The sequence below is a fragment of the Amycolatopsis sp. WAC 04182 genome (assembly GCF_003947465.1).
Taxonomy (GTDB): Bacteria; Actinomycetota; Actinomycetes; order Mycobacteriales; family Pseudonocardiaceae; genus Amycolatopsis.
The window spans coordinates 208,235-220,815 of record NZ_QHJJ01000010.1 but is presented as its reverse complement, the minus strand read 5'-3'; the positions used below and the strand labels follow the sequence as shown (position 1 = coordinate 220,815).

10 protein-coding genes are annotated in these 12,581 nt (G+C 68.3%); all 10 read left to right on the top strand.

The genetic code is table 11. The features are described 5' to 3' along the window. Positions 1 to 56 precede the first annotated feature (56 nt). The 10 genes from DMH01_RS40675 to DMH01_RS40630 all read left to right on the top strand — a co-directional run bounded on the left by DMH01_RS40675 (position 57) and on the right by DMH01_RS40630 (position 12,563). Entirely contained in the window at positions 57 to 1,445 is a 1,389-nt protein-coding gene (locus tag DMH01_RS40675; protein ID WP_125684515.1) for an NAD(P)/FAD-dependent oxidoreductase, read from the top strand. Beyond that, on the top strand, positions 1,435 to 1,683 hold the full coding sequence (locus DMH01_RS40670; protein ID WP_034324473.1) for a phosphopantetheine-binding protein: 249 nt from the start codon (positions 1,435 to 1,437) through the stop codon (positions 1,681 to 1,683). Before DMH01_RS40675 ends, DMH01_RS40670 begins: the two co-directional genes overlap by 11 nt. 4 nt (positions 1,684 to 1,687) lie before the next feature. Beyond that, a complete protein-coding gene (locus DMH01_RS40665; protein ID WP_125684513.1) occupies positions 1,688 to 2,452 on the top strand; it encodes an FkbM family methyltransferase in 765 nt (254 codons plus the stop codon). A 110-nt stretch (positions 2,453 to 2,562) separates the two neighbouring features. Then, positions 2,563 to 3,927: a nucleotide disphospho-sugar-binding domain-containing protein gene (locus tag DMH01_RS40660; RefSeq protein WP_199745810.1), complete on the top strand. Its 1,365-nt coding sequence runs from the start codon at positions 2,563 to 2,565 to the stop codon at positions 3,925 to 3,927. Positions 3,928 to 3,943: 16 nt separating this feature from the next. Continuing rightward, complete coding sequence (gene rfbB / locus DMH01_RS40655) at positions 3,944 to 4,939, top strand: dTDP-glucose 4,6-dehydratase (RefSeq protein WP_125684509.1); 996 nt, start codon at positions 3,944 to 3,946, stop codon at positions 4,937 to 4,939. Next, positions 4,939 to 6,093 (top strand): DegT/DnrJ/EryC1/StrS family aminotransferase, encoded by a 1,155-nt coding sequence (locus DMH01_RS40650; RefSeq protein ID WP_125684507.1) that lies wholly within the window; start codon positions 4,939 to 4,941, stop codon positions 6,091 to 6,093. Before rfbB ends, DMH01_RS40650 begins: the two co-directional genes overlap by 1 nt. Before the next feature lie 25 nt (positions 6,094 to 6,118). Further along, on the top strand, positions 6,119 to 6,853 hold the full coding sequence (locus tag DMH01_RS40645) for a bifunctional 2-polyprenyl-6-hydroxyphenol methylase/3-demethylubiquinol 3-O-methyltransferase UbiG (RefSeq protein ID WP_125684505.1): 735 nt from the start codon (positions 6,119 to 6,121) through the stop codon (positions 6,851 to 6,853). Positions 6,854 to 7,283: 430 nt separating this feature from the next. After that, a complete protein-coding gene (cmdF, locus tag DMH01_RS40640; protein WP_125684503.1) occupies positions 7,284 to 8,894 on the top strand; it encodes a tyrosine 2,3-aminomutase in 1,611 nt (536 codons plus the stop codon). A 190-nt stretch (positions 8,895 to 9,084) separates the two neighbouring features. Beyond that, complete coding sequence (locus DMH01_RS40635) at positions 9,085 to 10,209, top strand: ATP-dependent DNA ligase (RefSeq protein ID WP_125684501.1); 1,125 nt, start codon at positions 9,085 to 9,087, stop codon at positions 10,207 to 10,209. Between the two features lie 65 nt (positions 10,210 to 10,274). Beyond that, a complete protein-coding gene (locus DMH01_RS40630; RefSeq protein ID WP_125684499.1) occupies positions 10,275 to 12,563 on the top strand; it encodes an excinuclease ABC subunit UvrA in 2,289 nt (762 codons plus the stop codon). Positions 12,564 to 12,581 lie beyond the last annotated feature (18 nt).

Here is a 12,581-nt window from a genome sequence, read left to right as displayed (position 1 = left end):
GTCTGCCCGGACCAAGGAACGGCCGGTCGAACGGCCAAGGGTGGAGGCGAATCCGGATGGGGCAACTGATCGGAGACCGGGCCGTCGTGCTCGGCGCTGGCATGGCTGGACTGCTGACGGCGCGGGTGCTGTCGGAGTCCTACCGGAGTGTCGTCATCGTCGACCGGGACGAGGTCGAGGGAGTCGAAGGGGCACGCCGCGGTGTGCCCCAGGGGCGGCACGCGCACGCGTTGCTCGCCAAGGGACAGCAGATCCTGCAGGAGCTCTTCCCCGGTCTGGACGGTGAACTGGCCGCGTCCAACGTGCCCGCCGGTGACCTCGCGGGTGATCTGCGCTGGTACTTCAACGGGCAGCGGCTGGCGCCGGCCCGGTCCGGGCTGATGAGCGTCTCGTCGACCCGGCCGGTGCTCGAGTCCCACGTGCGCACCCGTGTCGCGGCGCTGCCCCAGGTCAGCTTCAAGACGCCGTTCGCCGTGCGCGGCCTGCGCACCGGCGGCCAGGGCCGGATCATCGGGGTGACGATCGCCGGGGACGACGGCGAAGTCGAGGAACTCGCCGCCGATCTCGTGGTGGACGCGACCGGCCGCGGCTCACGGTCGCCGGTCTGGTTGCGGGAGCTGGGTTTCGCCCCGCCCGAAGAGGACCGCATCGTCATCAACCTCGCTTACACGACCCGGAGGTTCCTGCTGGACTCCGACCCGTACGGCGCGGACCTTTCGATCAACCCGGTGGCCTCGCTCGACAACCCGCGCGGCGCGTTCTTCCCGAAGCTCCACGACGGCAGCTCGATGCTGTCGCTGACCGGGATGCGCGGCGACCACCCGCCGACCGACTCCGAAGGCTTCCTCGCCTTCGCGAAAACCCTTGCCGCGCCTGAGATCTACGAGGCCGTCAAACACGCGGAACCGCTGGACGACCCGGTCACCTTCAAGTACCCGGCCAGTGTGCGGCGCCGCTACGAGCGGCTGGTCGACTTCCCGCGCGGGTTCCTCGTGATCGGCGACGGCGTGTGCAGCTTCAACCCCGTTTACGGGCAGGGGATGACGGTCGCCGCGCTGGAGGCGACGGTGCTGCGGGAGCAGCTCGCCCAGGGGATCGAGCCGGACGCGATCCAGTTCTTCCGCGCGATCGCGCCGCTGATCGACTCCCCGTGGGACATCTCGGCGGGCGGCGACCTCAACTTCCCCGGTGTGGAAGGGCCGCGCACGCTGAAGGTCCGCATGGGCAACGCGTACATGGGCAAGCTGCACACCGCGGCGACACGCGATCCCCGGGTCACCGAGGCCTTCTTCCGGGTCGCCGGTCTGGTGGATCCGCCGCAGGCGCTGATGCGCCCGTCGATGATCCTCCGTGTCCTTCGCAATTCCAAGCCGGCCACCGATACCGGGCGGCCGCCCGTCTCCGAGCAGGTACACGTCGAAAGTGGGAGCAGAAATGACCAGTGAGAACGTCAGCGCCGCCGGTCGGATCGAGGCGATCTGGAAGGACGTGCTGGACGTCCAGGAGATCCGCCAGGAGGACACGTTCTTCGAATTGGGCGGGCAGTCGGTCACCGCGGTCTTCGTCGTCGAGCGGATCGAGGCCGAGTTCGGGGTCTCCCTCGACATCGGCGACCTCTTCGAGGACCCGGATCTCGCCACGTTCACCCAGGACGTGCTTTCCCGCAGCCGTAAAGCGGCGTGACGGCATGCCGCTGCGAAGGCTGCCCAACGGGTGGGAAGTCGCGCAGGTCGATCCGGGCGAGGCCGCGTTCCTCTACCGGGAGATCTTCGTCGAGCGGTCCTATCTCCGTGACGGGTTCCCGAATCCCACGCCGGAAGTGATCTTCGACATCGGGGCCAACATCGGCATGGCTTCGATGTTCTTCGCGGAGACCTTCCCGGACGCGTTCATCGTCGCGGCGGAGCCCGCTCCGGAGCCGTTCGCCGCGCTGACGGAGAACTTCCGCAGGCACGTGCGCGGTGGGGTCACGCACAACGTCGCGCTGGCGGACCGGGAGGGCACGCGGCGGCTCGGGTACTACCCGAACGCCACGGCCGAGTCGGGGTTCTACGCCGACCAGGACAGTGAGACGGAGCTCGCGCGCCGTCTTCTGGTGGAGCGGGGGCTTTCCCCGGCTCAGGCCGAGGCGGTCGCCGAGTCCCGGCACAAGCTGTCCTATATCGACTGCCGGACGACCACGGTGTCCGCGCTGATCCGAGAGCACGCGGTCGAGCACGTGGATCTGCTGAAGATCGACGTGGAGAAGAGCGAGATCGAAGTACTGGCGGGGATCGAGGAGCCGGACTGGGGCCGCATCCGCAACGTCGTCATGGAGATCCACGACTTCGACGATCGGCTGCATCAGGTCCTGACCCTGTTGAAGGAACGCGGTTTCACCTGCGAGACCGAACAGGAGACCGAGCTTTCGGCCTCCGACATCTTCATGATCTACGCGACGAAACCGGTCTGAATCTCCGCCGCAAACGTGGAGACGTCCCGGCGGGTGCTCCTGTCCGAGGATAGAGCAGGAATGCTTGCGCGACAACAGTTCTGACACGGAAAGGGAACACGATGCGGGTGATGTTCTGCGTTTTCCCCGCACCGGCGCATTTCCTGCCGCTGGTCTCCTACGCCTGGGCGCTCCAGGCCGCGGGACACGAGGTGCGCATCGCCGCGCCTTCGGGGCAGGACACCGGGATCACCTCGGTCGATTTCGACCGGGTGGTCACGGCCACCGGGCTGATCCCGGCGGTGTGCGGGGAGCCGGAGCCGCTCGCGGTGCACGACCGCGGCCATCCGGGCTGGCTGGATCTGCTGCCGACCGAGGCGGAGACCGCGCGGTTCTCCGAGGTGCTCGACCTCGACGCCGCCGGCCTGCACGTCTGGGAGATGTTCCACTGCTTCCAGGTGCTCGCGGCTCGTGACTACCACCCGCCGAAGCCCCGGCAGGACGTGCTGGCGCTGGTGGACTTCGCCGTCGAGTGGCGGCCGGATCTGGTGCTGTGGGATCCGTGGCTCCCGGGCGGCGCCGTGGCGGCGCGGGTTTCCGGCGCGGCGCACGCTCGGGTGCTGAACGCCCCCGACTACTCCGGTTTCGTGCTCGACCGCATCGCGCGGCGGCGGGCCGAAGGCGTCGACGTGCCGGAGGATCCGCTGACCGCGACCGTCCGTCCGCTCGCCGAGCACTTCGGCCTCACGCTGGACGAGGAGCTGCTGCTCGGCCAGTGGACGGTCGATCCCTTCCCCGACGGTCTCCGGCTGCCGAGCCGGGTCCCGTCGGTGTCGGTGCGCAACGTGCCCTTCAACGGCGCCGCGCCGGCGCCGGACTGGCTGCACGCTCCCTCCGATCGGCCGAGGATCGGCCTGTCGCTGGGGGTTTCGGTCCGCAAGTTCATGAAGGGCGACTGGGGCCGGACGGCGAAGCTGCTCGACGCCGTCGCCGATCTCGACGTCGACGTGATCGCCACCCTCGACAAGAACCAGCTCGCCGACCGCCCGGCAGGCGTGCCGTCGAACGTCCGCGCCGTGGACTACATCCCGCTCAACCAGTTGCTGCCGACCTGTGACGCGCTGATCCATCACGGCTCGACCGGCACCTTCGCCTCGGCGACGGCGTTCGGGGTGCCGCAACTGATCTGCGACACCGACGAGCCCGTCCGGTGCTACGGGAAGCCGACCGAGGACGGGATCGAATGGCGGTTCGACTGCCAGAAGCAGCTCACCGCCACCGAGACCGCCGAAGTGGTCACCCGGCACGGTGCCGGTTTCCGCATCGATCACCAGAAGCAGAGCGCGGAGGAGATCCGGGATCGCGTCCGCCGCGTGCTGGAGGAGCCGTCCCACGCCGAAGGCGCGGCGGCTCTGCGGCGGGGCTGGCTGGCCACGCCCGGGCCGACGGAGATCGTCGGTGTCCTGGAACGGCTGACCGCCGAGAACCGCGCCTGAGACGAGAGGAAGCGACATGAGGATCCTGGTGACCGGAGGGGCCGGATTCATCGGCTCGGAGTTCGTCCGCGCGGCGTTGCGCGGCGAACTGCCGGGGCTTTCCGAGGCCGAGATCACCGTCTTCGACAAACTGACCTATTCGGGGAATCTGGCCAATCTCGCTCCGGTCGCCGAAGCGGCGGGGTACCGGTTCGTCCGCGGGGACACCGCCGATCCGCGTGCGGTGGACGAGATCGTCGCCGGGCACGACGCCATCGTGCACTTCGCCGCCGAGACCCACGTCGACCGTTCGATCGTGAGCGCGGCGCAGTTCGTGCAGACCAACGTCGCCGGGACCCAGCTGCTGCTGGAGGCCGCGCAGCGGCACGGCGTCGGCCGGTTCGTGCACGTCTCGACCGACGAGGTCTACGGCTCGATCGATTCGGGCTCGTGGACCGAGCAGTCGCCGCTGGACCCGAATGTCCCTTATGCCGCCGCGAAAGCCGGTTCGGATCTGCTGGCGCTGGCGTTCCACCGCACTCGCGGGCTGGACGTCATCGTCACCCGGTGCACGAACAACTACGGGCATTACCAGTACCCGGAGAAGGTGATCCCGTTGTTCATCACCAATCTCCTCGACGGGAAGTCCATCCCGCTCTACGGCGACGGGCGCAACGTCCGTGACTGGCTGCACGTCTCGGACCACTGCCGGGCGCTCGCGATGGTGCTGAACAGCGGCCGTGCCGGCGAGGTCTACCACATCGGCGGCGGTACCGAACTCGACAACAACGGGTTGGTCGAGCGGCTGCTCGAGGCCTGTGGCGCGGGCTGGGACCGGGTGCGCCACGTGCCGGACCGGCTCGGCCACGACCGCCGCTATTCCTTGGACATCACCAAGATCCGCGACGAACTCGGTTACGAGCCGCAGGTCCGGTTCGTAGACGGCCTCGCGACGACGATCGAGTGGTACCGCGACAACCGGAGCTGGTGGGAGCCGCTGAAGGCCGACGCCACCGTGACCAGGGCGGCGTGATGGACCCGAAGATGATCAACGTCTTCCAGCCGTCGCTGGGGGACGACGAACTGGCCGCCGTCGGCGAGGTGTTCAAGACCTCGTGGATCGGGCGCGGTACCAAGGTCGTGGCCTTCGAAGAGGCTTGGGCGGCGCACCTCGGCGTCGGACGCTCGCACGTCACTTCGACGAATTCGTGCACCGAGGCGACGTTCCTCGCGATGGAGCTGTTCGGCATCGGGCCGGGCGACGAAGTGGTGCTGCCGACGGTGAACTTCGTCGGCGCGGCCAACGCCGTCGCCGCGCACGGTGCCCGGCCGGTGTTCTGCGACGTCGATCCCGAACTGCTGAACCCGACGGTGGAGGACATCGAACGCTGCCTGACCCCGAAGACCCGCGGCGTCCTGCTGTTGCACTACGGCGGACGGCCGGGGCATATCGTGGAGATCGCGAAACTGTGCCAGGACCGCGGAATCTGGCTCATGGAGGACGCGGCCAACGCGCAGGCGTCCTCTGTGGACGGTAAGGCGGTAGGCACCTTCGGCGACATCTCGGCGTGGAGCTTCGACTGGGGCAAGATCGCCGTCGCGCTGGACGGCGGGATCCTGTACGCGAAGGACCCCGCGGTCACGGCCGAGGCGGCGAAACGCGCGTACCTGGGAATGGCGCAGTCGAGCGGTTTCTCCGAGGCGCACCGGACGCAGACGCGGTGGTGGGAGTTCGAGGTCTCCTCGTTCTCCCGGCGGTCGATCATGAACGACGTCCAGGCCGCCGTGGGGGTCACTCAGCTGGCCAAGCTCCGCGACTTCGTCAAGCGCCGCCGGCTGATCGCCGAGTTCTACGATTCCGCGTTCGCCGAGGTGCCGGGGCTCCGCACCCCGCCACCGCTGCCGGACGGGCACGAGAGCTCGTACTACATCTACTGGGTGCAGATGGATCCGGCGATCCGCGACGCCGTGGCACGGCAACTGTTCGACGAGGGGATCTACACCACGTTCCGCTATCAGTTGCTGCACAAGGTCGACGCCTACGGTTCGGACGCCGAACTGCCCTCGGCCGAGAAGGCCGCGGCCTCGACGCTGTGCCTGCCGATCCACCAGGCGCTGAGCGACAGCGATATCGGGCGGGTCGTCGACACGCTCGCACGGGCCGTGCGGGACCGGACTCACGGCTGACCCGATCCGAGAACAGGGAGCGAACATGACATACGGGCACGATCACGTCGAACTGTACGACCTGATTTTCCGCAGCCGGGGCAAGGATTTCGGGGCCGAGGCCGAGGAGCTGGCCGCGTTGATCCGCGACCGCAAGCCGGGCGCCGCGACGCTGCTCGACGTGGCCTGCGGGACCGGCGCCCACCTCGAACGGCTCGCCGGGCTGTTCGACGAGGTCGAAGGGGTGGAGATCGCGCCGGCGATGCGGGAGTTCGCGCAACTGCGGTTGCCCGACATCGACATCCACCCCGGTGACATGCGGGACTTCGACCTCGGGAAGAAGTTCGACTCGCTGATCTGCATCGGCAACGCGGTCGCCTGCATGCTGTCGAGCCACGACCTGGACAAGGCCGTCGCGCAGATGGCGGAGCACCTCGACCACGGCGGCGTGCTCGTGGTCGAGCCCTGGTGGTTCCCGGAGAACTTCATCGACGGCTACGTCGGCGGGCACGTGGTGCGCGAGGACCGCCGGGTCGTCTCCCGGCTGACCAGGTCGGTGCGCGAGGGACTGACCACGCGCATGGAGATCCGGTTCACCGTCTCGGAACCCGAAGGCATGCGTGCCTGGACCGACGAGCTGGTGACCAGTCTGTTCACGCGCGAGGAATACGAGCTCGCGTTCGAACGCGCCGGCTGCACGGTCGAGTTCCTCTCGGACCCGCTTCAGCTTTCCGACGGCCGGGCCAACGCGCCGGGCCTGTTCGTCGGCGTGCGCAAGTAAGCGGGGGTAAGCACCGCATGTCGCGAAAGCCACTTTCGAGACGTCAGATGTCCCGAAAGTGGCTTTCGCGACATACTCGCCGGAGCAGCATCCAGCACTCACGACCAGAGCCCCTTGCCCGGCTCGCATCGACCAGGCCCCACAGCACCCCAAGCCCAAGCCCGGGGTGAAGGGGACTTTCCCGCGTCGGATGCGGGGAAAGTCCCCTTCACCCCGCCCGCCGGCACCCCTTTCCGCCCCGGCCGCGCCCGACGCGCGACCGGGGCGAAACCGTGTCCTGACAAGGAAAAACTCACGGTCCGGGGTCGCGCAACGCTAGAGAAGACCCACGACGAGTCCCGGTGCGACCGTAGTGGTGAGGGCGCCGGAGAGACCAGGCGGCGACACCGCGGCGACCATGCGGGACCCGAGCGACGAAAGGTGAACACAAGTGACGACAGCAGAGACTGCGGTGCCTGTGCAGATCGACGGGGAGACGCTCGACATCCCGGGTGTGCGCAAGATCGCCGAGGACGGCAGCCCGGTCGAGGTCACGTCGGAGGCACTGGCCAAGGCGACCAAGAGCCGCCGCGTTTTCGAGGACATCGCCCGCCAGGACATCCCGATCTACGGGGTGACCACCGGCTACGGCGAGATGATCTACATGCTGGTCTCCACGGCCAAGGAGACCGAACTGCAGACCAACCTGGTCCGCAGCCACAGCGCGGGTGTCGGTCCGCTGTTCGCGGAGGACGAGTCCCGCGCCATCGTCACGGCGCGCCTGAACGCGCTGGCCCGCGGCTACTCCGCGGTCCGTCCCGAGGTGCTGGAGCGGCTCGCCCTGTACCTGAACGAGGGCATCGTCCCCGCCATCCCGGAGATCGGCTCGCTGGGCGCGAGCGGTGACCTGGCGCCGCTTTCACACGTGGCGACCACCCTGATCGGCGAGGGCTACGTGCTCGGCCCGAACGGCAAGGTCCCCACCGGCCGGGTGCTGCGCGAGCGCGGCATCGAGCCGCTGAGCCTGAAGTTCAAGGAAGGCCTCGCGCTGATCAACGGCACGTCGGCGATGACCGGGGTCGGCTCGCTCGTCCTCGACCGCGCCTTCGCCCAGCTGCGCCAGGCCGAGATCGTGACGGCGCTGATCGTCGAGGCGCTGCAGGGTTCGAAGAGCCCGTTCCTCGCCGAGGGACACGACCTGGCCCGCCCGCACCCCGGCCAGATCGACACCGCGGCCAACATGCGCGCGCTGACCAGCGGCAGCAAGCTGACCGTCGAGCACGCCCGGCTGCGCGACCAGGTCGCCGCCGGCGCGGACGAGACCGGTGACGGCGTCGCCCGCACCCAGGTGTACCTCCAGAAGGCGTACTCGCTGCGGGCCATCCCGCAGGTGCTGGGCGCGGTGCGCAGCACGCTGAACCACGCCGCGGACACCGTGCGGATCGAGCTGAACTCCTCGAACGACAACCCGTTGTTCTTCGAGGGCCAGGAGATCTTCCACGGCGCGAACTTCCACGGCCAGCCGGTCGCGTTCGTCATGGACTACACGACGATCGCCCTGACCCAGCTCGGCGTGCTCTCCGAGCGGCGGACCAACCGGGTGCTCAACCGGCACCTCAACTACGGTCTGCCGGAGTTCCTCGTGGCCGGCGACCCCGGCCTCAACAGCGGTTTCGCCGGCGCGCAGTACCCGGCGACGGCGCTGGTGGCGGAGAACCGCACGATCGCCCCGGCCAGCACGCAGAGCGTGCCGTCCAACGGCGACAACCAGGACGTGGTCAGCATGGGCCTGATCGCCACCCGCAACGCGCGCCGGGTGCTGGCCAACAACCAGTACATCCTGGCCGTGGAGTTCCTGGCGGCCGCGCAGGCGGTCGACATCTCCGGGCGCCGCGACGGGCTCAGCCCGGCTTCGCTGGCCACCTACGAGAAGGTGCGCGAGCTGGTGCCGACGCTGGACCAGGACCGCTACATGGCCGACGACATCGAGGCCGTCGCCGCCGCGCTGGCGCGGGGCGAGTTCCTCGAAGCGGTCGAGTCCGCGGGCGTCGAACTGCGCTGAGTGCGGTTTAGGCCGGGGTCGTGAGTGGTAATGGCGGTTAGAACGCTCATTACCACTCACGACCACCGCGCAAAGCACTCAAAGCGGACACCATTACCTGACCGGTGTCTCTTGTGGACGGTAGCGCCATTCGCGACCCAGGGCACGACCGGAGTGGCCGGAGGCGGTCCCCGGGGGCAGAATCGCCGCCATGGCGCTGCCCTTCGGACCTCCGGTCGCCCCGATGCTCGCGAGGCCGTCGACCGCGATCCCCGAGGGCTGCTTCTACGAGCCCAAATGGGACGGCTACCGCACGATCGTGTTCCGTGACGGGGACGACGTGGAGATCGGCAGCCGGGGTGAGCGGCCGATGACCCGGTACTTCCCCGACCTCGTCGAGGCCGCGCGCCGCCAGCTACCCGAGCGGTGTGTGGTCGACGGCGAGGCGGTGGTCTTCGCCGAGGACGGTCAGGGGCTGGACTTCTTCGCGCTGCAGCAACGGGTTCACCCGGCGGCCAGCCGCGTGAAGCAGCTCAGTGAGGACACGCCGGTTTCCTTCGTGGCGTTCGACCTGCTCGCCCTCGGCGACACCGACCTCCGAGAAGAACCGTTCGAAATCCGCCGCGCCCGGCTGGAAGAGGCGCTCGCCGACGCGGGGCCGCCGGTCCACGTGACCCCGGCGACCAGGGACATCGACCAGGCGCGCCGGTGGTTCGCCGAATTCGAAGGCGCCGGTATCGACGGCATCATCGCGAAGGATCCGAATCAGCCTTATCTGCCCGGCAAACGGGTGCAGACCAAGATCAAGCATGTCCGCACCGCGGATTGCGTCGTCGCGGGCTACCGGGTGCACAAATCCGGCCCGGACCGGATCGGTTCACTGTTGCTGGCGTTGTACGACGACATCGGCGCTTGGGCGGGTTTCGAACAGTGGGTGACCCTCGTCGACGGCCTGGCCCCGGTCGGCGTCTCGGCCGCGTTCAGCATGGCCCGGCGTGAGGAATTGTTCGAAGAACTCCAGCCGCTCGTCACGGATTTCGACCGGCATCCCTGGGGGTGGATGGCCGACACCATCGAGGAACGCAAACGGCTCGGGCAGGGCGCGAGCCGGTGGAACCGCGAGAAGGACCCGACCTTCGTGCCGCTGCGGCCCGAACGAGTGGTGGAGGTCCGGTACGACTATCTCGAAGGCGTCCGGTTCCGGCACCCCGTCCAGTTCGTCCGCTGGCGCCCGGACCGCGCCCCGGAATCCTGCCGGTACTCCCAGTTGGAAAGGCCCGTCCGGGTCGATCTCGATCGGGTGATCGGGGCGAATCGTCCGATACGGCACGAATAGAGAAGTCCCGAATCCCCTTTCGCGGCATAGTTGCCTCGCGACTATAAACTGGATTGGGGATAATAGTGAGTGGCACCAAACGAACGAACTCGTCCTCGGCCGGCGAGGAGATCCGCGTATCGGGCGCACGTGTCCACAACCTGAAGGACGTCACCCTGTCCGTGCCGACCGGGAAGATCACGGTCTTCACCGGTGTCTCCGGCTCCGGCAAGTCGTCCGTGGTGTTCGACACCATCGGTGTGGAGGCCCAGCGCCAGCTGTACAGCACGTTCCCCTGGTTCATCCGCAATCAGCTGCCGCGCTACGAGCGGCCCGCGGTGGACGCGGTGGAGCGGCTCGGTACGCCGGTGCTCGTCGACCAGAAACCCCTCGGTGGCAGCGCGCGCTCGACGGTCGGCACGATCACCGACATCCTTCCCGTGCTGCGCACCCTGTTCGCCCGGCACGCCGACCCCGAGCACGGGCGGCCTTCGCAGTACTCGTTCAACAACCCGCAGGGTATGTGCCCGGACTGCGACGGGCTCGGCAAATCCGTGCGGCTCGACCTCGACCGGATGCTCGACACCTCCAAGTCCCTCAACGACGGCGCGGTGTTGTTCCCCGAGTACAAGGTCGGCGGCCCGGACTTCCAGATCTGGGCGAACTCCGGGATGTACGACCCGGACAAGCCGCTCAAGCGGTTCACCAAGAAGGAAATGGAAGACTTCCTGCACGGCACCGGCGGGAAGGTCACGGTCAAGACCAAGAACACCTCCTTCGCCACGAACTACGAGGGTCTCGAAGACCGGTTCACCCGGCTCTACCTCAAGCGCGACATCAGCACGCTGAGCGAGCGCAAGCGGGAGACCGTCAAACAGTTCGTCACCGACGGCGAATGCGCCTCGTGCGGCGGCACCCGGCTCAACGCGGCCGCGCTGGCCACCAAGATCCAGCGCAAGAACATCGCCGAATGGGCCGCCCTGCAGGTGGACGAGCTGATCGAACTGCTCGGGAAGCTCACCGGCGCCACGGTGAAGGCCATCGCGGACAACGCGCGGGTCGGCCTGGAGCGGATGGCCGCCATCGGTCTCGGCTACCTGACCCTCGACCGGCAGACCTCCACGCTTTCCGGTGGTGAGGCGCAGCGCCTGAAGCTGGTCCGGCACCTCGGCAGCGACCTGACCGGCATGCTCTACATCTTCGACGAGCCGAGCACCGGCCTGCACCCGCACGACGTCGGCAGGCTCACCGCGCTGCTGAAGGCGTTGAGCGACCGCGGGAACACCGTCCTCGTCGTCGAGCACGACCCGGACGTCATCGCGATCGCCGACCACGTCGTGGACCTCGGTCCCGGTGCGGGTGTGCACGGTGGCGAGGTCGTCTTCGAGGGCACGGTCGCCGCGCTGCGCAAGTCGTCGACGGCCACCGGCAAGGCGCTGAGCGCGCCCACGAAGCTCAACACGACGCCGCGCACCCCCACGGGCAAGCTCCCGGTGAAGAAGGCCGCGCTGCACAACCTGAAGAACGTGTCGGTGGAGTTCCCGGCAGGCGTGCTCACCGTGGTCACCGGTGTCGCCGGATCCGGCAAGTCGACGCTCGTCGAGCAGGTCTTCCTCGCCGAGTACCCGGACGCCATCTTCGTGGACCAGAAGCCGATTTCGGCCTCGCTGCGGTCCACGCCGGCGACGTTCATCGGCGTGATGGACGGCATCCGGAAGCTGTTCGCCAAGGCGGGCAAGGTTTCGGAAGGCCTGTTCAGCTTCAACTCCAAGGGCGCCTGCGAGGAGTGCGAGGGCCGCGGGGTCATCATCACCGAACTCGCGTACATGGACCCCGTGACGAGCGAGTGCGAGAGCTGCGGCGGCCGCCGGTTCACCGACGCGGTGCTCGAACACGAGCTGCGCGGCAAGTCGATCGCCGACGTGCTGGAGATGCCGATCTCGGAAGCGGCCGAGTTCTTCACCGAGCCCACACTGGCGCCGAAGCTGAAGGCGCTGGTCGAGGTCGGCCTCGGCTATCTGAGCCTCGGCCAGTCGCTCAGCACGCTCTCCGGTGGTGAGCGCCAGCGGCTCAAGCTGGCGAACGAACTGCACCGCGAGGGTTCGGTGTTCGTGCTCGACGAGCCGACCACCGGCCTGCACCTGTCCGATGTGGACACGTTGATGGGGATTCTCGGTACGCTGGTCGAAAAGAACAACACGGTCATCGTGATCGAGCACAACCTCGACGTGATCCGCCAGGCCGACTGGATCATCGACCTCGGCCCGGAGGGCGGCACCGCCGGTGGCGAGATCGTCTTCACCGGCAAGCCCGCGGATCTGGTGAAGCACCGCACCTCGCTGACCGGACAGCACCTCAAGCGGCACTGCGGTTGATCGGAGGCGGCACTCGGA